The following is a 20,010-nucleotide window of genomic DNA, read 5'->3' on the forward strand; positions in this document are numbered from 1 at the left end:
GTCGCGCTCTGGTCAGTGATCGGAGACGCCACCGTCGGCGCATCGTTGACGTTGGCGATCGTCAGCACGAAGGAATCACTGGCCGCGGCGTTGCTCCCGTCCTTCGCCGTCACCGTGATCGTCAGCGTGCCGACGTCGGCGTTGGCCGGTGTGCCGCTGAAGGTGCGTGTCGCCGCATTGAAGCTCAGCCAGCTCGGCAGCGTGCTCGTCGTGTAGCTCAGCGAGTCGCCCGCGTCGACGTCGGCGAAGGTGCCCGAAGGGATCTGGAAGCTGAACGGCTGATCCTCGGTCGCGTCCTGGCCGGCGATTGGCGTGGCGACTGTCGGCGCGTCGTTCACGTTCGTCACCGTCAGCACGAAGGAATCGCTGGCCGTGGCGTTGCTCCCATCCTTCGCCGTCACCGTGATCGTCAGCGCGCCGACATCGGCATTCGCCGGCGTGCCGCTGAAGGTGCGCGTCGCGGCATCGAAGCTCAGCCAGCTCGGCAGCGCGCTGGTTGTGTAGCTCAGTGAATCGCCTGCGTCGACATCGGCAAACGTCCCGGCGGGAAGCTGGAAGCTGAAGGGCTGATCTTGCGTCGCGCTCTGGTCGGCGATCGGAGACGCCACCGTCGGCGCGTCGTTCACATTCGTCACCGTCAGCACGAAGGAATCGCTGGCCGTGGCGTTGCTGCCGTCCTTCGCCGTCACCGTGATCGTCAGCGAACCGACATCGCCATTCGCCGGCGTGCCACTGAAGGTGTGCGTCGCCGTGTTGAAGCTCAGCCAGCTCGGCAGGGCGCTGGTTGTGTAGGTGAGTGAATCGCCCGCGTCGACATCGGCAAACGTCCCTGCAGGGATCTGGAAGCTGAACGGCTGATCTTCGGTCGCACTCTGATCGGCGATCGGAGACGCCACCGTCGGCGCATCGTTGACGTTGGCGATCGTCAGCACGAAGGAATCGCTGGCCGTGGCGTTGCTGCCATCCTTCGCCGTCACCGTGATCGTCAGCGCGCCGACATCGGCATTGGCCGGCGTGCCGCTGAAGGTGCGCGTCGCCGCGTTGAAGCTCAGCCAGCTCGGCAGCGTGCTCGTCGTGTAGCTCAGCGAGTCGCCCACGTCGACATCGGCAAACGTCCCGGCCGGAAGCTGGAAGCTGAAGGGCTGATCTTCGGTCGCGCTCTGGTCGGCGATCGGAGACGTCACCGTCGGCACGTCGTTGACGGCCGAGATCTGGATCGACCGGGTGGCAGCGGCGCTGGACAGGCCGGTGGTGTCGGTCACCGTGAAGCTCAGCGTGCGGCTGGTGCCGCTCGGGCTGTCGCTGCTGTTGGCGTAGCTGACCGAGCGTAGCAGCGTGCGGTAATCGGCCAGAGCGGCGGTGCCACTGAAGCTGAGCGTGCCGGTGGCAGCATTCCAGCTGCCGCTGATGCCCGTCACCGCGGCCCAGCTCAGCACATCCTGCGCCGCCACATGGCCAGCGCTGATGACGACGCTGGCACCGCTGAGCTGGGTGCTGTCGGCGTCCGAGAGCGTCAGCGCCGGGTCGACCGCCACCGGCGCGGCGTTCTCGACATAGCTGGCGCCGCCGGCGCTGGTGCCGAGCACCGGGGTCTGGGGCACGGTGTAGGCGACCGTCAGATAAGGCCGAAGCATCACATCGGCCGACTCGGAGGACGCAAAGGCCCAGGTGTCGGCGGCGTCCGACACGATCGCCCAGCCGAAGTTGGGCGCGCCATCCACCCAGGCCTGGACGGCGGCGGCCAGGCCGGAAATGTTGATCCATCCCGACAGGCCGGCATCGATGGCGATGCCGCTGGCCTCGGCATCGCTGCCGTCGGCCTGGATGCCGTTGACCAGCGAAGCGTGGGTGGAGCTTTCGCTCCAGTCGATTCGCATCCGGTGCAGCACCACGGTGTCGGCGGCATCGCGTTCGGTCACATACAGCGACAGCGTCGCCGAGGTGATGGTGGCACCTGCCGGAACCTGGCCGGCACCGTTGCCGATGATCTGGTCGAAGCGGATCAGCGCGGTCTGGCGTGGCGAACCGTCATCGGCGCGCACGGCGGTCGAGGTGCCGAAGGCGCTGCCGGGCGCGCTGTCGTCGATGTAGGTGTCCTGCGTGCCGGCATAGCCGGCGCTGCCGTCACGGAAGCGCAGCGCGCCGACCTCCACGATGACGCTGCCGGTGGTGGTCAGCGTGCCGCCGGAGCCGCTGCCACCGAGATCGCTGACCGAGAAGCCGATCGTCGCGCTGCCCTGATAGGCCGCCGACGGCACGAAGCGCAGCCCGTCGAGCGCGGCGTTGATCGCGGCGGCGCTGCCGCTGAAGGTCATCGCCGTGTCGGCGCTGCCATCGCCGGCCGAGAAGCTCAGGCCGGTGGTGCCCGACAGCGTCAGCAGACCATGGCCATCGCTCGTCAGCGTGACCTGCAGCAGCGCCGCATCGGCATCGGCCACCTGCGGCGCCCGGCCCGAGGCGGAGTCGAGCACCAGCGGGGTGTCGACCGGGGTCGACTGCCGGCCCGGCAGGGCCAGCGTCGGCGCGTCGTTGACCGCGGTGATCGCCACCGTGACGCTGCCGGCGCCGGCCAGCGCGCCGCCGCTGCCCTGCGCGCCGGTGTTGCCGTCGGCCAGCGTCCAGGCGATCGTCACGCTGGCGGGCGGCGCGTCCGAGCTGTTCCAGTAGACGATGTGGCGCGCGAGCCGGTCAACGCGGTCCTGCGTGGCCTGTGCGCCGAAGCTGACCTGCATCTGGCCGCCGGTGAAGGTGTAGCTGCCGACCTGCACCCCGTCGACGAGGACCGCCGTGCCGCTGACGGTCACCACCAGCCCGTCGAAGGCGAGCTGGTCCTGGGCCTGCGCGCCGCCCTGGCGCGCCAGCGTCAGCGTCGCGCCGGCGTAGCTGCCGGCCTGGGCCAGATCGGCATCGTTCAGGCGCACGTCGGCGTCGAGCACGACCGCGGCGCTGTCCTCGGTCCAGGCCACCGTGCCGCCCAATGTCGCCGCCGCGCTGCCGACGCCCGGATCGAGCGAGCCGTCGGTCAGCAGCCCCAGCAGCAGCGGATCGCGCTGCGTGCCATCGGACGACCAGCCCGCGGCCACCAGCCGGCCGTCCGGGCGCAGCGCCAGCGCACCGGCGCCGGAACTCGCGCCGATCGCCTGCTGCACGAGGCCGCCCTGGCCGAAAGCGGTGTCGAGCGAGCCGTCGGCCAGATGGCGCACCAGCGCGATCCGACCCGAGCCGTCGTAGCCGGCCAGCACGATGCGGCCGCTGGCATCGCGCACCATCGCCTGCACGATGTCCGCGCCGCTCAGATCGGTCGTCACCCGGCCATCCCCGGAAAAGCCGGTGTCGAGGCTGCCGCTGGCCAGGTAGCGCAGCAGCGTGAAGTCGATGTCGCCGCCCGCCTGGGTCGAATAGCCGCCGGCGAGAATGCGGCCGTCGTCCTGCACCACCAGCGCGCGGATCATGTCGAAGCCGCCGGCCACGTCGGTGCGCACGATGCCGCCGCTGCCGAAGCCGGCATCCAGCGTGCCGTCGTCGTTCCAGCGCACCAGGGCATGATCGTTGCCGGCCGATCCGCCAAGCAGGATGCGGCCGTCGGACTGGATCGCCAGCGCGCCGACCAGGTCGGCACCGAGGCCGGCATCGACCCAGGCATAGCCGTTGCCGCCGCCGAAGGCGGTGTCGAGCATGCCGTCGACCGTCACCCGCGCGACCGCGGTCGCGCCGCTGACCGTGCCGCCCAGCACGATGCGCCCCTGCGCATCGATCGCGACCGCGCTGGCCTCGCAGAACTGGCTGACATCGCCCCACAGCGCGGTGCCGTCGCCGGAGAAGCTGCTGTCGAGGCTGCCGTCGGCCAGGTAGCGCTGCACCAGCGCGTACTGCACGCCGCCGACCGTCGTCTGACCGGCCAGGACGATCGCGCCGTCGGCCTGCACCGCCATCGCCCAGACCTGGGCGGTGGTGCCGCCGAAGCTCGCGGCCGCGACCGTGACCCGGCCGCCGCTGCCGAAGGTGGTGTCGAGCGTGCCATCGGCCCGGTAGCGCATCAGCAGCACGTCCTGGGCGCCGCCGGCACCGGGCTGATGGCCCGCGACGAGAATGCGACCGTCGTCCTGGATCTGCATCGCGCGGATCCAGTCGTCGCCGCCGCTGACCGCGGTGATGACCTGGCCGCTGGCGGCGACGAAGCCCGGCGCGGTGTTGGCCCGTGCGGCGACCGTGACCGGCACGGCCGCCTCCGAGGTGCTGCCGCTCGATACCCGGGTCGCCGTCGCGGTGACCGTCGCTCCGGCCGCCAGGCTGGCCTCGAGCAGCACGTCGATGCTGGCGCGGCCGCCGGCATCCGACGTGACCGTGGTCTGGCCGAGGTAGACCCGCGCATCGCCCTGCCCGCTCGGATCGGCGAAGAACTCGATCCGGTACAGCGCCGAGGCCGCGCTGTCGAGCTGGCCGAGCACCCGCAGCGTGCCGGCGCCCAGCGTCGCGCTGCTCAGCAGCGGATGGTTCTGCAGGTCGTTGACGCCGCTGTCGGCGTCGAGCGAGTCGTTGCCGTCGAGCCCGTCGACGCCGAGGTTGATGTCCTGACCGACATTCGAATACAGCGTGTTGCGACTGATCAGGTTGCTGCTGCCGGCGGTAGGCAGCAGCTCGATGCCGGCGGTGTAGACCCCGCCCTGGCCGCTGAAGGCCACCGTGTTCTCGACGATCGAGGTCTGCGCCGCGCCGTTCTCGAGCCGGATGCCGTTCTGCTGCGCGCCCAGACTGGCGGTGCCGGCCAGATCGGTGCCGACGCGGTTGCCGCGGATCGTTGTGCCGGTCGAGTCGCCGTCGATCTTGATGCCGACCAGACCGGCTCCGATGACCCAGTTGCCCTCGCCCGGCGCGGCGCCGCCGATGCGGCTGCTGTCGGCGCCGTTGCGGATGAAGATGCCGTCACCGCCATTGCCCAGCGCTGCGGTGCCAGCGGCATTGCTGCCGATCCAGTTGCCCAGCACCGCGTTGCCATCGCTGTTCTCATCCGTGATGCGCACGCCATCGCGGCCATTGCCGCTGATGACATTGCGCAGACCCGCGCTCGCGCCGCCGAGGGTGTTGCCGCTGGCGCCGTTCTCGAGCCGGATGCCGTCGAAGGTGTTGCCGATCGCGCTGCTGCCGGCGGCCGACAGGCCGACCCAGTTGCCCAGGATCTGGTTGCCGCTGGCCGACCCGCCCGACAGCACGATGCCGTCGCCGTTGCCCGAGACGATGTTGCGCGCGCTGCTGCCCGTACCGCCGAGGGTGTTGCCGGAGGACTCGACGCGCAGGCCGGCGCGGGCGTTGCCGAGCGCTGCGGTGCCGGCCGCGTTCAGGCCCAGGGTGTTGCCGGCGACCAGCGTGCCCGAGGCCCCGGAGCCGAGCATGATGCCGTCGTAGTTGACGGTGGCCGCGATCACGTTGCCCTGGCCGATGACGGTGCCGCCGAGGGTGTTGCCGGCCGACTCGACCAGGATGCCGAAGTTCAGGTTGCCCACCGCCGCCGCGCCGGTGCTGTCCAGGCCGATCCAGTTGCCCTCGATGCGGTTGGCGGTGGAGCCACCTCCGATGTAGATGCCGACGCCGCTGTTGCCGGAAATGATGTTGCGGTCAGCCTCGCTGCTGCCGCCGATCCGATTGCCGCTGGTGTTCCAGAGGTTGACGCCCTGCTGGTTGCCGGCGGCGCCGCTGCCCAGGCTGTCCAGGCCGATCCAGTTGCCGGCGATCACATGGTTGCCGCTGCCGGAAATGTCGATGCCGTCCTGCGAGAAGTTCTGGATGCGCAGGCCGCGCACGGTGCTGCCGTCCGAGCCGCTGTAGAGCTGCAGCCCGTCCGCGCCGCCCCCCAGGAAGCGGCCGTCGAGCGTCACGGTCGGCGCGCCGCTCGACGAGGCGTCGATCGACACGGTGCCGGTGATCGTCGGCAGCATCGAGCTCAGCTCGATCGTCATCGGCACGCCGAAGTTGGCGAAGGTGATGGTGTCGGCGCCTGCACTGGAGTTGGCCGAATCGATCGCCGCACGCAGCGTGAAGAACGAGAACGGGTTGTCGCTGAAGTCGGTGACGGTGTAGCTCGCCAGCCGCCCCTCCCAGCGCGCCAGGGCCTCGGCCGCCGGCGCGGACAGCGTCGTCTCGACGGTGCCGCGTGCGGCCTCCAGCTCCCAGTCGGCGTCGGCGGCGCTGCCGCCGGTGGCGTCGGTGCTGGCCGCCACGTCGGCGCCGGTCAGCGCCTGCAGCGCCTCGAGCAGCGCCTCGCCCTGCGAGCCCGCGCCGGTGTCGCAGCCGTAGAGCAGCAGGTCGCCGTTCTCGGCCAGGGCCTGGCCCCAGGCACGCAGCGCCGCCTCATGCCGCGCCAGCGTGCCCGCGTCGATCGCGTCGCCGCCGAAGGAGAACTGTCCGGCCGTGCCGTGGCCGACCAGATGCAGCGCCGCCAGCCCCTCCTGTCCGCCACGTGCAGCCAGCAGCTCGCCGATCTGGCTCAGGCCGTCGCGCGACGGATCGGTCACGATGACCTCGAGCGTGCGGGTGCTGTTCTCGTCCTGCCACCACAGGGCGGCCAGCGCCCCGGCGCCCTCGATGCGACCGTCGATGATGACCAGCTCGCGCCGCACGGCCAGCGTCCAGTCCTCGGCCGGGCCGGTCTCGACCGCGGCCGCCAAGGCGGCGGCGACCGGCGGCGGCGACGGTGGCGGTGGTGCGGCATCCAGCGCGCTGCGGCCCAGCCAGGCGCGCCCGTCGGCATCGGTCCAGGCGGCGACCAGCGCAGCCTGCGCGCCATCGCCCTCGCCGACGGCGGTGCGCAGCGCGGCGCCATCCTCGTCCGGCTCGACCCAGCGCAGCTGCAGCGGCCGCGACGGATCCAAGGCCTGCGCCTCGGCCAGCAGGCGGTCCCAGTCCTCGGCGCGGCGATCGACCAGCAGCCAGCGCGCGCCGCTGTCGTCCTGCGAGGAGGCCGCAGCCGACGCGGAGGCGACCTGGCGCACGTCGGCCACCGGCAGCCCGCCCAGCAGCAGCGCCGCGTCGGCCGAGTACAGCAGACGCGGCTCGATCTCCTCGAGGCCGGGACGCGGACCGCTGGGCAGCATGGAACGGACAGGCCCGGCTCAGCGCAGCACCGCAGGCCGCAGATCGCGCGTCGGCGTGGCACCGGAGGTGCCGGACGCCGCCTTCGCATCGCCCCAGTCCGCGACGCAGCGCACGCCCGCAGGGATCGCATGCTCCGGATTGGGCAGCGTCAGCCGCGCGCGGAAAGTGCGGCTGGCCGCATCGACCACCCGGTCGACGCGCTCGACGGTGGCACTGCGCGTCGGCGCGCCGGGATAGTCGGGCTTGAGCGTGATCGTGTCGCCCGCCTTCAGCCGGCCCATGTCGGCCAGCGGCAGCACCAGCTCGACCCGCAGCGGATCGAGCCGGGCGATGCGCAGGATCGGCTTGTCGTCGACCCGCTCGCCCGGATTCAGGAAGCGCTCGGTGACGATGCCGTCGAGCGTGGCGGCCAGCTCGCGCTGCGCGAACTGGGTGCGTGCGGCCTCGGCGTCGCTGGCGGCGGCGCGCTGCTGCTCGCGCACCGCGTCGACGCGGCGCTGCGCCACCTCGGCCTCGGAGCGCGCCTGCTCCAGCGCGACCTCGGAGATGAAGTTCTGCCGGCGCAGATCCTCGGCGCGCGCGAGCTTGCTGAGCGCCAGGTCGGCGGCGGCACGGGCCGCGCGCAGCTCGGCCTGGACCTGCGAACGCGCGGTGGCCGCGCCCAGGTTGGCACGCTCGACATCGCGGCGCAGCGTCGCCACCACCATGCCGCGGCGCACCGCGTCGCCGCGCTCGACCTCGACGCTGGCGATCACGCCGACCACCGGCGAGCCGATGTCGACCACCTGCGAGGGCTCGATCAGGCAGGCCAGCGGCGCGGCCGCCGCCAGACCTGACGCGCCCGCCAGGACTGCAGCCAGCAACAGCGTCGTCATCGATGGCAGCTTGGGTAGATCAGGTGCATTCAGGTTCATCGCCTCACTCCTCCGGCCCGCTCCAGGCCATGCGCTCGGCCTGCCGGCGGTCCTGTCGCTGCAGCGCATGGCGGGCCCGGATGCCGTCGAGCTCGTCCAGCCACTGGGCCAGGCGCCACAGCCGCTCGGTCAGGCGCGAGCCGGCCGGCCTGCCGACGAGGGTAATCGCCAGCCAGCGCGGCAAGCGCCGGAACAGCACGCCTTCCGCGCAGCTCAACAGGGTTTCTGCCGATCCCGGATCGCCCTGGCGGGCGCAGCGCCCGACCAGCTGACGCCAGGCGCGCCGACCGAAGTCGTCGGCGCAGGCCAGCACATGCAGGCCGCCCCGCCGGTGGACCGCCGGGTCGAGCGCGATGTCGGTGCCGCGCCCGGCGATCTGGGTGGCCACCGTGATGCGCCCAGGCCGACCGGCCCGCGCGATGACCTCATGCTCGAGCGCGCCCTGCAGCGCATGCAGCACCAGCGGCCGCAGCCCGCGCTCGCGCAGCAGCGCCGCGATCCGCTCCGATTCGGCCACCGAACCGGTGCCGATCAGCACCGCACGCCCGTCCTGCGCCAGGGCCTGCGCCCGCTCGCAGGCGGCCTGCCAGCGCTCGGACGCATCGGCGAACACCCGGATGCCGCCGAGCTGCAGCCGCGAGGGCCGGTGGCGCGGCAGCCTCAGCACCGGCGTGCCGAAGGCCAGCGCCAGATCCAGCCCGACCTCGGACAGCGTGCCGCTGAGACCGCCCAGCAGGTGATAGCGCGAGAACAGCCGCCGGTAGGTGAGCTGCGCCAGCGTCTGCTGCGCATCGGGCAGCGCCAGGCCCTCCTTGAGCGCCAGCAGCGCATGCAGGCCGCGGGACCAGCGCCGCTCCGGCGCGGCACGCCCGGTCAGCGCATCGACCAGCACCACCGCGCCGTCCTGCACCACATAGTCGCGGTCGCGCTGCAGCCGGTGCTGCGCGGTCAGCGCCCGCAGCAGGCCGTCCTCATGCCAGCGGCTGTCCGACCAGGGCCGCGGCAGACAGGCCGCCAGCGCCGGCAGCGCATGCCGTCCGGCCGGGGTCAGCCTCACCGCTGCGCCGTCGACCACGAACTCGATGCCCTGCCGCCAGCCACCGGCCTGCGCCAGCAGCTGACGCAGCACCGGCTCGGGCAGATCCTGCGGTGCAGCCGCGGCCAGCACCAGGGGCACGCGGGCCTCGTCGCAGAGCACGCTGTCGACCTCGTCGATCAGCGCCAGGCACAGGCCGCGCAGACGCGGCGCCGTGCCGCTGCGCTGCACGCGGGCCTGCCAGGCCAGGCTGCCGTCGGGCCGGCCGAAGTCGACCCGGTCGCGCAGATGGTCGAAGGCCAGCTCGCGCGCGGGCGCATGCACGACATCGCAGGCATAGGCGGCGCGGCGCCCGGCCTCGTCGGTGCCGCTGGCGATCCAGCCGGAGCTCAGCCCGAGCGCCTGGTAGAGCGGCGCGAGCCGGCGGGCATCGCGCTCGGCCAGATAGTCGTTGGCGGTCAGCACATGGACCGGCACGCCGGCCAGCGCCGCACTGGCTGCGGCCAGGAAGGTGGCCACCGTCTTGCCCTCGCCGGTGGCCATCTCGACCAGGCTGCCCTGCAGCATCGCCCAGGCCGCGAGCATCTGCGGCGGATGCGGCATGAAGCCCAGCTCGCGCTGCACCAGCAGGCCGAGCCGGTGCAGCACCTCGGCCATCAGCGCCGCCTCGAAGCCCTCGCCGCGCAGGCGGGCGCGCCACTGCGGCGCAGCCAGATCCTCGAAGGCGGCCGTCCCGCCGGCCAGCGCCTGCAAGCGGCGCAGGAACAGCGGTCGTGCGCGCTACAGGCGCAGCCGCGTGCGCAGCGCCTGCCAGGGCGGCGGCGGCTCGCTGCGCAGCGGATAGGGGCCCCAGACCGGCCCCGGCCGGACCCGGGGCGGGCCACCGTCAGCGGGCGATGCACGCATCGCGCGCTCAGCCGCCCGCGGGCACGTCGACCGCCTCGCCGAAGCGGCCCAGCACCAGGCGCTGCAACGCCTCCAGCAGCCGGCCGCCCAGCGGGCGCGGACCGTGGTCGAAGCGCACCTTCAGCCGGCCGCCCAGCCGGTCGGCCGCCAGCGCCGGCACCTCCACATCGATCACCGCCACCGGCGCGAGGGTGCGCAGCCCCTCCGCATCGGCCGGATCGACCTCGATGGCGCCGCCGCCGCTGCTGCCCAGCGCGCGCACCGGCAGCCGCAGCGCGGTCTGCGGCAGCACCCCGTCCCAGCGACCGGCCTGCGGCCGCGCGGGCGCCTCCAGCGCCAGCACCTCGACCACCTGCACGCCGCGCATCAGGTCGGCCACCCGCTCCCCCGGCACCGCGACCCGGGCGATCAGCCGGTCGCCGGCCAGCACATGGCCCAGCACCTCGCCACGGCTGACGATGCGCCCGGCCACCAGCCGCTCCGGCGCGATCCAGCGCAGCTGCCCGGCACGCCGGCTGGCACTGTCGAGCTGCGCCAGCCGCCGGGACAGCTCGTCTTCCTGCTGCTGCAGCGCCTGCGCACGGGCCTCGGCGCGCGCGGCGCCGGCCGGATGGCGGATCTGCTGCTGCAGCGCCTCGATCTCGAGCGCGATGCGCTGCGCGTGCACCTCGGCCCGCTCGACCTGCAGAGCCGGGCTGTGCAGGCGCAGCAGCGGCGCGCCGGACTCGACCCGCTGCCGGTCGGCCGCCTGCACCGCGACGATCTCGCCGTCGGCGGGCGCACGCACCAGCGCCTCTTCCGGCATCCAGGCCACCGCCTCGGCCACGGTGGCATGCGGCAGCGGCAGCCACAGCAGCACCGCCAGCAGCGTCGCACCCGGCAGCAGCAGCTGCAGCGCCACCCGCAGCCGACGCCCGCCCAGCTCGGGCGCGCCGGCCAGCCAGCGCATCAGCTGCAGCAGCGGCCGCAGCAGCAGCGTCCAGCCCGACAGCGCCGCCACCAGCAGCGCCAGCAGGGCCGACACATGCGCCAGCCACAGCACCACCGACACCGCCACGCCCACGCCGAACAGCCAGGCCAGCGGCGCATGCAGCGCCAGCGCCAGGCGCTGCGCGCGGCCCGGCCGCGCCCGCTGCGGACGCGGCTGGCGCAGCAGCGCGCTGCGCAGCGCCTCCAGCCAGGCCGAACGGCTGCGCGAGGCCAGATTGGGCAGGTCGAGCAGGTCGGCCAGCACGTGGTAGCCGTCCATGCGCACCAGCGGATTGGCATTGGCCAGCAAGGTCGATCCGGCCCCGACCAGCGCCAGGGTCAGCGCCAGATCGCGCACCGGCCCGGGCTGGAGCACCGACCAGGCCAGCACGCCGAGCGCCGCCAGCACCAGCTCGATCGCGATGCCGGCCAGCGCGACCGCCGCGCGCTCGCGCCGTCGCGCCAGACCGCTGGCCGCCGAGGCATCCACATACGGCGCCGGCAGCAGATAGATCACCGCGATGCCGACATGGCGCACCTCGGCACCGAAATGCCGCACCGCCAGCGCATGGCCCAGCTCGTGCAGCGCCTTCATCAGCGGATAGACCGCCCAGACGCTGGCCAGGAAGACCGGGCTGGCCAGGCGCTGGCGCACATCGGCCAGCAGCGCCGGCCCCTCCAGCAAGGCCTGGGCGGCGCCCAGCAGCACCAGCAGCAGCGCCGCCAGCAGCAGCAGCGGATGCGCCAGCAGCCGGCCGAGCGGATCCAGCCGCACCAGCCAGCGCCCCGGATCGCCCAGCGGCAGCCGCCAGGACAGCGGATTGATGCGGGCCTGGCGGTGGCGCCGCTCCTCGCGTTCCTGTCCGCGCAGCAGACCGGCCAGATCGGGCAGGCGATCGCACTGCAGCAGGCCCGCGGCATCGAGCCTCGACAGCCATTCGACGATCTCGTGCTGGGTCGGCGGCTGGCGGCCGTTCTCGCCCAGCCACTGCCACAGCTCGCCGATGCTGCGCCGGCCGTCGAAGCGGCCGACAAAGGCCCAGGCCGCCTCGTCGAGCAGATGGTGGCGGCCGGTGAGCGTGTCGGCCAGCAGATGGCGCGCCGCCTCGCCCTCGCCGCGGTGGCGCACCCGCACCGTCGGCCGCAGCCGCGGCACCAGGTCGGCGACCCGGTGCCACAGCGGGCTGTCGATCATCGCTGGAGGCTGCATCGCCGTGTGCCGCCTCAGCCCAGCAGCGTCCACCAGCCGATGCGCAGGCTGTCGGGCAGACGGCCCAGCAGCGCCTGCAGCAGCAGCTGCCGCCCGGCCCCGATCCGGGCCACGCCCTCGAAGCCGGGACGCAGGCCCGGTGCCGCACCGCTCAGCGCCGCCTCGACCTCGAAGCCGTTGCGCCCCTCGCGGGTCACCGCCACCGGCGTGACCCGGGTCACCGTCAGCGCCAGCGCCTGGCCAGGCCGGGCCGCCACCCGCAGCATGCCGGACGAGCCGACCCGCACCCGGGCGACATCGCGCTCGTCGACCCACAGCACCAGCCGGAAGCCTTCGGCCGGCGCCACCGTCATCAGCACCTCGCCGCGACGCACCGGCGCGCCCACCGAGCGGCTCAGGTCGCCATCGACCACCAGACCGTCCATCGGCGCCAGCACCCGGCTGCGCTCCTGATCCTCGCGGGCCTGCTCCAGGCGGGCCCGCGCCTCGTCGACCCGGGCCATCTGCACCACCAGCTGGGCCTGGTCATGGCGGGCCAGCGCCTCGCTGACCGCGGTCTCGGCCTGGCTCAGGCTGGCCTCGGCGGCGCGCTGGGCCTGCCGGACCGCCTCGCCGTCGAGGTCGAGCAGCGGCTGGCCCTCGGCGATGCGCACGCCCGGGCGCGCATGGACCACCGCGATGAAGCCATCGCGCGGCGCCACCAGCTGGCGCTCGTGCAGCCCGCGCACCTGCGCCGGCGCGACCACCTCGCGCTCGACCGGCAGCAGCGCCAGCGCGCTCAGCAGCGCCAGCGCGCCGATGGCCAGATGCGGACGCAGCGGACGCAGCCAGGCCGGGCCGTCCGGCAGCGCATCCAGCGCCAGCCGCCGTCGCCCGGCCAGATGCAGCCGCAGCATCGGCGCCAGGAACTGCGCCGCCTGCTCCAGCCGAAGAATCTCCTCGGTGCGGAAGGGAGCGCCCAGGTCGCGCTGCAGCGTCAGCGCGCCGATCACCCGCCCGTCGAGCGCCAGCGGCACGCTGCAGACCGCGCAGGCCCCCAGCACCCGGCCGAGCTGCACATGCGCCAGCCCCGGATGCAGCGGCAGCGCCCGGCGCGAGGGATGGGTCAGCGTGCAGGCGCTGGCCGCAGCCTCCATCATCGCCGCGTGAAGATCGCGCACCAGCTCGCCGGCATCGGCTGGACGCACCAGGTCGGACACCGCCAGCACCTCGATTTCCGAGCGGCTGCGTCGACGCAGGCCCAGCGCGACACGGTCGCAGCGCAGGCTGGCGGCCAGATGCAGCACCAGCGCCCGCAGCGGGTCGGTGCCGCGCGGCGCCTGCAGAAAGGCCGCCAGCGTCTCCATCAGCCAGCCGGCGGCGGGCATGGGCAGAGGCAGCCCGTCCTGACCGTTCAGGTCTTTCGGGCCGTTCGGACGGAGAGGATGGGGAGCATTCACCGTCCGGTATTGAAGCGCTCCGGCGGCGCCGCGGTACCGCGATGAAAGCGGAAAAATCCGCTCAGACGCCCAGCAGATCGGCCAGCCGCGCCAGATCGGGCACGGTCAGATGGTGCAGATGGTCGAGCGCATCCTGCGGCTGGCCGCTGGCCGGCCCGGGCCGGTGCGCGGCATCGCTGCGACGCACCCAGGCGCTGTGCAGCCCGGCCTGGCGGGCGCCCACCACATCCAGCGCCCAGTCGTCGCCGACATGCAGCACCTCGGCCGGCGACACCGCCAGCGCCGCGCAGGCCGCGGCGAAGATGCGCGCATCGGGCTTGGCCACGCCGCAGTCACGCGCGCTGATCACGCCGCGCAGGTGCGGCGTCAGCCCGGTGGCCTCCAGCCCGGCATTGCCGTTGGTCAGGCCGAAGAGCACGAAGCGCCGGCCCAGACGCGCCAGCGCCTCGGCCACATCCTCGTACCAGGTCACCTGCTGGCGCGCGGCGAAGAAGACCTCGAAGGCCGGATCGGCCAGCCCCGTGTCGTCGCCCGAGGCCGCGAGCGCCTCGCGCAGCGTGATGCGGCGCAGCTCGGTCAGGTCATGCGCCAGATCGGGCCGGCGCCGCGCCACCTCCTGGCGCAGTGCCACCATGCGCTCGACGCCGAAGGCCGCGGCGGTGGCCGGCGCCTGCGCGCGCAGCCAGTCGTGCAGCATCTGTTCGGCACGCACCAGCGTCGGCCCGACCGGCCAGAGCGTGTCGTCGAGATCGAGCGTGAGCACCCGGATCGGGCCGGCAGCGCCCGGCGGCAGGGAGGAGAAGGCTGGACAGTCGATCGACATCATGAACAGGGAAGACGGCACGGCCCCGCAGTGTCGCCGAGTGGGCGAGAATCCGCCCCGCCATGCGATATGCCCCCGAACCCGAACACCGTCACGGCCGTGCCACCCGCACCGGCGTGCTGCTCGTCAACCTCGGCACGCCGGATGCGCCGACCGCGCCGGCGGTGCGCCGCTACCTGGCGCAGTTCCTGTCCGACCCTCGGGTGGTCGAGATCCCGGCGGCGCTCTGGAAGCCGATCCTGCACGGCATCATCCTGCGGGTCAGGCCGGCGAAGTCGGCCGCCAAGTACGCCAGCATCTGGACGCCCGAAGGCTCGCCGCTGGCGGTCTGGACCCGTCGCCAGGCCGAGGAACTGCAGCGCCTGGCCGATGCCGCCGGCGAGGTGCTGACGGTGCGCCATGCGATGCGCTACGGCCAGCCCTCGATCGCCACCGGGCTCGACGCGCTGAAGGCCGAGGGCTGCGAGCGCATCCTGGTCGTGCCGATGTATCCGCAGTACTCCGGCACCACCACCGCCAGCGTGATGGACGACGTGCACCGCTGGCAGCTGGTGCAGCGCACGCTGCCCGAGATCCGCTGGGTGCGCCAGCACCATGACGAACCGGCCTACATCGACGCGCTGGCCGCGCGGGTGCGCGACCACTGGGCGCGCGAGGGCCGCGGCGACCACCTGCTGCTGAGCTTCCACGGAGTCCCGGAGCGCACGCTGCACCTGGGCGACCCCTACCACTGCCATTGCTACAAGACCCGGCGCCTGCTGGCCGAGCGCCTGGGCCTGACGGCAGACCAGATCTCGCTGAGCTTCCAGAGCCGTTTCGGCAAGGCCAAGTGGCTCGAGCCCTACACCGAGCCGACGCTGCAGGCGCTGGCGAAGAAGGGCGTCAGGCACCTGCAGGTCTTCTGCCCCGGCTTCGCCGCCGACTGCCTGGAGACGCTCGAGGAGATCGCCATCGAGGGCTCGCATGTGTTCCTGCAGGCCGGCGGCCAGCGCTTCGAGCACATTCCCTGCCTGAACGACCATCCGGCATGGATCGCCGCGCTGCACGCGATCGTGCGGCGCCACAGCGCCGGCTGGCCGCTACAGCCCGCGGAGCTGCCGCGCGCGGCCGAACGCGAGGCGCAGCGGCTGCAGGCACTGGCGCTGGGCGCAAAGCAGTAGGCGACGGCAGAGCCGCCCCGCGATCACGGGGCGTTCAGCCCTGCGGAAGAAACCTCTTCTTACAATCGCGGCCCATGCGCCGCCCCACCCTGCTGCCCTCGCTCGACTCGGCCCACTCGGCCCGCCGGATCGCCCCGATCTGTCTGACGCTGCTGCTGACGCTGCCGCTGACCGCCTGCCTGGAGCGGGAGGGCGAGCTGGCCCTGGCACCGGCCCCGATGCCGACATCGACCTCGACGCCGTCGAACACCGCGCCGGGGCCGGACGCCGCGCGGCCGACCGGCTCCTTCGCGCGCATCATCACCCTGGACGGCCTGCCGCCCCAGGCGCTGCGGCCGCCGGCCGGCGAGACCGATGCCGCCTCGACCGGCACCGAGCACCGCCCGCTGGCGGCTGCGGCCGGCGGCGGATGCAGCTGCGGCCTGCGCCACGCCCAGGCCGGCAGCGTCGGCCGCTGGCATCTGATCAGCGAAGAACAGCTGCCCTGACCGTTGCTCAGGCGGCGCAGAGGCGCGGCTCAGGCCGCCGGGCCCTGCTCCGACGTCTCGCCAGAGGATGAAGCCGAGGGCGCCGCTGCCGGCGGCGCCAGCAGCCAGGCCGGCAGCACCGGCACCGGCGGGCGCTGCGGCGGCGCGGCCTGCGGCTCGGCGGCTGTCTCGGTCTCGCCGCCGGCACGGCCTTCATCGAAGATCGAATCCAGCGCCTGCGCGATGTCGCGGAAGACCGACAGGTCCATGCCGGGCGCGCGCATCAGCGCGGGAGGCGCCGCCACCGGTGCTGGCGCGGCGGCCGGCGCCGGCTCGTCCTCCAGCGGCAGGGCCAGCTGGCGCAGCGCGCAGCCGGCGACCAGCTCGCGCACCGACTGCACCGCCACGCCGGCCTGCTGCGCCAGCGCCCGCACATCGGCCGGCATGCTCAGCAGCGCCGCGCCGCGCAGCCGCGCCAGCACCACCAGCTGACGCCGCTCCAGGCTGGCCGCCTTCAGGGCCACCGCCAGCGCGGCGCCCTCGCCGGCCAGCCGGGCCTGCTCGCGCGCGGCCCGCTCGTCGAAGGGCAGCACCTCGACCACCCGGTGCGCATGCAGCGTGCGCCAGGCGCCCTCGCCGGCCCGGCCGGTGTCGGTCAGCACCTCGGCCAGCACGGTGGCCGGCACCAGCAGCGTGCCGCGCTGCTGGTCGATCTGGTCCAGCCAGGCAGAACGGCTCGCCACCGGACGGTGCTCGGCATCGTCATGCTGGCCCAGCAGCCAGGTCAGGGCATCGGCGTCGGTGAGATAGCGCATCGGGATCATCGGTCGGAGCGGGCATGAATGCAGCAGGCCCGCACGGCGTGATGTCGTGCGGGCCTGCAGGGGCGTCATGGTAACGCCGCGGGAGAATCCACCGAAGCGGCGGCGCGGGAATCAGCCCTGGCGGCGCAGCATCTTCACCAGGCGAGGCAGCACCAGCACCGAGACGATCACCGCCAGCAGCGTGGCCGACATCGGCCGCTCGACCAGCACGCTCCAGCGGCCCTCGCCGATCGACAGCGCGTTGCGCAGCTGGGCTTCGGCCAGCGGGCCCAGGATCATGCCGACCACCACCGGTGCGGTCGGGAAGCCGAAGCGGCGCATCACCACGCCCAGCAGGCCGATCGCGAACATCAGGAACAGGTCGAACGCGCTCTGGCGCATGCCGTAGACCCCGACGGTGGCGAAGATCAGGATGCCCGCATAGAGCGGCGGCTTCGGAATGCGCAGCAGGCGCACCCACAGCCCGACCATCGGCAGGTTCAGGATCAGCAGCATCACGTTGCCGATGTACAGCGACGCGATCAGCGCCCAGACCAGCGCGGCATTGGTGTCGAAGAGCTGCGGACCCGGATTGATGCCGTAGTTCTGGAACGCGCCCAGCAGGATCGCGGTGGTGTTGGAGGTGGGGATGCCCAGCGTCAGCAGCGGGATCAGCGTCGCGGTGATCGCGGCGTTGTTCGCGGCCTCGGGGCCGGCCACGCCTTCGACCGCGCCGGTGGTGCCGAACTCTTCCTTGTGCTTGGAGAGCTTCTTCTCGGTCGCGTAGCTCAGGAAGGTCGGGATCTCGCTGCCGCCGGCCGGAATCGTGCCGAACGGGAAGCCGATGAAGGTCGCGCGCAGCCAGGCCGGCCAGGAGCGGCGCCACTCGTCGCGGGTCATGTGGACGCGGCTCATGCGGTTGTAGCTCTCGACCTCGCGGCCCTGGTAGAGCACCGCGTAGAGCACCTCGGCCACCGCGAACAGGCCGACCGCGACCAGCACCACCTCCAGGCCGTCCATCAGCTCGGGCACGCCGCCGGTGTAGCGCGCCTGGGCCGAGATCTGGTCGATGCCCACCAGGCCCATCGCCAGGCCCACGCCCAGCGCGGTCAGCCCGCGCAGCGTGCTCTGGCCGAGCACCGCGCTCACGGTGCAGAAGGCCAGCAGCATCAGCATGAAGTATTCGGGCGGGCCGAGCTTGACCGCATGCTCGGCCACCAGCGGCGCGAACATCGTCACCAGCACGGTGGCGATGGTGCCGGCGACGAAGGAGCCGATCGCCGCGGTGGCCAGCGCGGCGCCCGCGCGGCCGCTCTTGGCCATCTTGTTGCCTTCGAGCGCGGTCACCATCGAGCCGGCCTCGCCGGGCGTGTTGAGCAGGATCGAGGTGGTCGAGCCGCCGTACATCGCGCCGTAGTAGATGCCGGCGAAGAAGATCATCGAGGCGGTCGGATCCACCTTCAGCGTGATCGGCAGCAGCATCGCCACCGCGGTGGCCGGGCCGATGCCGGGCAGCACGCCCACCGCCGTGCCCAGCGTGCAACCCACCAGGGCCCACAGCAGGTTGACCGGCGTGCCGGCCGTCATGAAACCGTTCAGCAGCTGCTGCCAGAGATCGAGGTTGCCCATGTCAGATCCATCCCGTCTGGGTCAGGCCGGGAAGGCTGATCGCCAGGCCCTTGGTGAACATCCAGAAGACCGGCGAGGCGATCGCCAGCCCGACCAGCGCGTCGGTGATCCAGGCACGTGCGCCGCCGACGGCGCTGCCCTGCGCGCGCCGGAAGCCCTGCACCGCCAGCAAGTAGCACAGCGCGCAGCTCAGGATGAAGCCGATCGTGGTGATCAGCGAGGCATTGAGCAGGATGCCGGCGGCGACCCAGACGAAGCTGCGCCAGTCGCCCTGCTCGGCGCCGTCGACCTCGTCGAGATCGCGGAATCCTCCGGTCAGCGCCTCGCGCAGCATGAACACGCCGCACAGCCCCAGCAGCACGCTCACCACCCACGGCAGGAAGTTCGGTCCGACGCCGGCATAGCCGGCATCGGCGGGAATCGACGCCGCCCCCCAGGCCAGCCATGCGGCCACGGCGAGCGTGCCCAGGCCGACGAGCACCTGCGGCAGCGGAGAGATGGCGGCGGGCATCTGCCCGGCCGCGGGCGCAGACACCGGCACGGAGGACGTCGCACTCATCAGACCATTCCCGCCTTGACCATCGTGGCCCGCAGCGAGGCGAACTCGCGCTCGACGAACTCGTCGAAGGCCGGGCCGGCCAGCCAGGCGTCGGTCCAGCCGTTGCGCGCCATCGCCTCGGCCCAGGCCTTGGACTTGACCGCCTTCTGCACCATCGCGGTCAGCGCCTTGCGCTGATCGGGCGTGATGCCGGGCGCGGCATAGACACCCCGCCAGTTGCCGATCTCGACATCGAAGCCCTGCTCCTTCATCGTCGGGACGCTGGGCGCGTTCTTCAGGCGGGCGGCCGAGGTCACGCCGATCGGACGCATCTTGCCGGACTCGATGTACTGCTGGAACTCGCTGTAGCCGCTGCCGCCGACCGACACGTTGCCGCCCAGGATGGCCGCGGTGGCCTCGCCGCCGCCGCGGAAGGGCACATAGTTGATCTTCGCGGCGTCCAGGCCGGTGGCGCGCGCCAGCATCGCCGCGGCGATGTGCTCGGTCGATCCGCGCGAGCCGCCGCCCCACTTGACGCTGCCCATGTCCTTCTTCATCGCCTCGACCACATCCTTCATCGACTTGAAGGGCGAGTCCGCCGGCACGACGAAGACGTTGTATTCGCTGGTCAGGCGCGCCACCGGAGTCGCCGCGGTCAGCGACACCGGCGGCTTGCCGGTGATGATGCCGCCGATCATCACCGCGCCCATCACCATCAGCGCGTTCGGATCGCCCTTGCTGGCGTTGACGAACTGCGCCAGACCGATCGCGCCCGCCGCACCGCCCTTGTTGTCGAACTGCACCGAGGCGGCCGCACCGGCATCCTGCAGCGCCTTGCCCAGCGCCCGGCCGGTGGTGTCCCAGCCGCCGCCCGGATTGGCGGGAATCATCATCTTCAGGTTGGCATTGGCCAGCGCGGGCAGCGGCAGCGCACCGGCAGCGGCCAGCGCGGCCAGCGACTTCAGGAAGGTGTCTCGACGCATGGGACCAGTCTCCAGGAGGGTTTTCGATGGGAGGAGGGACAGCG

General features: G+C 72.9%; 13 protein-coding genes. 2 read left to right on the plus strand and 11 right to left on the minus strand.

The window, feature by feature from the left end; all coding sequences use genetic code 11:
- From HZU84_RS00005 to HZU84_RS00030, 7 genes are all read right to left on the minus strand, one after another.
- Positions 1 to 7,088, minus strand: a 7,088-nt coding sequence (locus HZU84_RS00005) for a putative Ig domain-containing protein (RefSeq protein ID WP_180692714.1), incomplete at its 3' end; no start/stop codon positions are given.
- 18 nt (positions 7,089 to 7,106) lie between these two features.
- Positions 7,107 to 7,964, minus strand: a complete 858-nt coding sequence (locus HZU84_RS00010) for an efflux RND transporter periplasmic adaptor subunit (protein WP_180692715.1) — start codon at positions 7,962 to 7,964, stop codon at positions 7,107 to 7,109.
- Between the two features lie 43 nt (positions 7,965 to 8,007).
- Positions 8,008 to 9,792, minus strand: a complete 1,785-nt coding sequence (locus HZU84_RS00015; RefSeq protein ID WP_180692716.1) for a preprotein translocase subunit SecA — start codon at positions 9,790 to 9,792, stop codon at positions 8,008 to 8,010.
- Positions 9,793 to 9,819: 27 nt separating this feature from the next.
- Positions 9,820 to 9,945 (minus strand): hypothetical protein, encoded by a 126-nt coding sequence (locus tag HZU84_RS20360; protein WP_257644481.1) that lies wholly within the window; start codon positions 9,943 to 9,945, stop codon positions 9,820 to 9,822.
- A 7-nt stretch (positions 9,946 to 9,952) separates the two neighbouring features.
- Complete coding sequence (locus HZU84_RS00020) at positions 9,953 to 12,124, minus strand: hypothetical protein (protein WP_149502982.1); 2,172 nt, start codon at positions 12,122 to 12,124, stop codon at positions 9,953 to 9,955.
- Positions 12,125 to 12,138: 14 nt separating this feature from the next.
- Entirely contained in the window at positions 12,139 to 13,491 is a 1,353-nt protein-coding gene (locus HZU84_RS00025) for a GAF domain-containing protein (protein WP_149502981.1), read from the minus strand.
- 133 nt (positions 13,492 to 13,624) lie between these two features.
- Positions 13,625 to 14,389, minus strand: coding sequence for an HAD family hydrolase (locus HZU84_RS00030; protein WP_244954434.1), 765 nt, complete (start codon positions 14,387 to 14,389; stop codon positions 13,625 to 13,627).
- A gap of 59 nt (positions 14,390 to 14,448) precedes the next feature.
- On the opposite strand from HZU84_RS00030, the gene hemH reads away from it, so the two are divergent.
- Together hemH and HZU84_RS00040 are read left to right on the plus strand one after the other, a co-directional pair.
- Complete coding sequence (hemH, locus tag HZU84_RS00035; RefSeq protein WP_149502980.1) at positions 14,449 to 15,546, plus strand: ferrochelatase; 1,098 nt, start codon at positions 14,449 to 14,451, stop codon at positions 15,544 to 15,546.
- A gap of 74 nt (positions 15,547 to 15,620) precedes the next feature.
- Positions 15,621 to 16,034: a hypothetical protein gene (locus HZU84_RS00040; RefSeq protein ID WP_149502979.1), complete on the plus strand. Its 414-nt coding sequence runs from the start codon at positions 15,621 to 15,623 to the stop codon at positions 16,032 to 16,034.
- 29 nt (positions 16,035 to 16,063) lie between these two features.
- On the opposite strand, the gene HZU84_RS00045 is transcribed toward HZU84_RS00040, so the two are convergent.
- The 4 genes from HZU84_RS00045 to HZU84_RS00060 all read right to left on the minus strand — a co-directional run bounded on the left by HZU84_RS00045 (position 16,064) and on the right by HZU84_RS00060 (position 19,966).
- Positions 16,064 to 16,828 carry a PIN domain-containing protein gene (locus HZU84_RS00045; protein ID WP_180692717.1) on the minus strand — a complete coding sequence of 255 codons (765 nt, stop codon included), beginning with the start codon at positions 16,826 to 16,828 and terminating at the stop codon, positions 16,064 to 16,066.
- A 120-nt stretch (positions 16,829 to 16,948) separates the two neighbouring features.
- A complete protein-coding gene (locus HZU84_RS00050; RefSeq protein ID WP_149502978.1) occupies positions 16,949 to 18,445 on the minus strand; it encodes a tripartite tricarboxylate transporter permease in 1,497 nt (498 codons plus the stop codon).
- A 1-nt stretch (position 18,446) separates the two neighbouring features.
- The gene (locus tag HZU84_RS00055; RefSeq protein ID WP_149502977.1) at positions 18,447 to 19,004 is read right to left on the minus strand and encodes a tripartite tricarboxylate transporter TctB family protein; all 558 of its coding nucleotides are present in this window, start codon (positions 19,002 to 19,004) and stop codon (positions 18,447 to 18,449) included.
- Complete coding sequence (locus HZU84_RS00060) at positions 19,004 to 19,966, minus strand: tripartite tricarboxylate transporter substrate binding protein (RefSeq protein ID WP_149502976.1); 963 nt, start codon at positions 19,964 to 19,966, stop codon at positions 19,004 to 19,006. The genes HZU84_RS00055 and HZU84_RS00060 overlap by 1 nt, the downstream gene beginning before the upstream one ends.
- Between the last annotated feature and the right edge of the window lie 44 nt (positions 19,967 to 20,010).

It is taken from the genome of Sphaerotilus sulfidivorans (genome assembly GCF_013426975.1).
GTDB lineage: Bacteria > Pseudomonadota > Gammaproteobacteria > Burkholderiales > Burkholderiaceae_C > Sphaerotilus > Sphaerotilus sulfidivorans.

Coding starts and splice junctions, on each gene's coding strand:
- HZU84_RS00020 (WP_149502982.1), bottom strand. CDS start 12,124: ATGCAGCCTCCAGCGATGATCGACAGCCCGCTGTGGCACCGGGTCGCC.
- HZU84_RS00050 (WP_149502978.1), bottom strand. CDS start 18,445: ATGGGCAACCTCGATCTCTGGCAGCAGCTGCTGAACGGTTTCATGACG.
- HZU84_RS00030 (WP_244954434.1), bottom strand. CDS start 14,389: ATGATGTCGATCGACTGTCCAGCCTTCTCCTCCCTGCCGCCGGGCGCT.
- HZU84_RS20360 (WP_257644481.1), bottom strand. CDS start 9,945: ATGCGTGCATCGCCCGCTGACGGTGGCCCGCCCCGGGTCCGGCCGGGG.
- HZU84_RS00010 (WP_180692715.1), bottom strand. CDS start 7,964: ATGACGACGCTGTTGCTGGCTGCAGTCCTGGCGGGCGCGTCAGGTCTG.
- HZU84_RS00040 (WP_149502979.1), top strand. CDS start 15,621: ATGCGCCGCCCCACCCTGCTGCCCTCGCTCGACTCGGCCCACTCGGCC.
- HZU84_RS00045 (WP_180692717.1), bottom strand. CDS start 16,828: ATGCGCTATCTCACCGACGCCGATGCCCTGACCTGGCTGCTGGGCCAG.
- hemH (WP_149502980.1), top strand. CDS start 14,449: ATGCGATATGCCCCCGAACCCGAACACCGTCACGGCCGTGCCACCCGC.
- HZU84_RS00055 (WP_149502977.1), bottom strand. CDS start 19,004: ATGAGTGCGACGTCCTCCGTGCCGGTGTCTGCGCCCGCGGCCGGGCAG.
- HZU84_RS00025 (WP_149502981.1), bottom strand. CDS start 13,491: ATGCCCGCCGCCGGCTGGCTGATGGAGACGCTGGCGGCCTTTCTGCAG.
- HZU84_RS00060 (WP_149502976.1), bottom strand. CDS start 19,966: ATGCGTCGAGACACCTTCCTGAAGTCGCTGGCCGCGCTGGCCGCTGCC.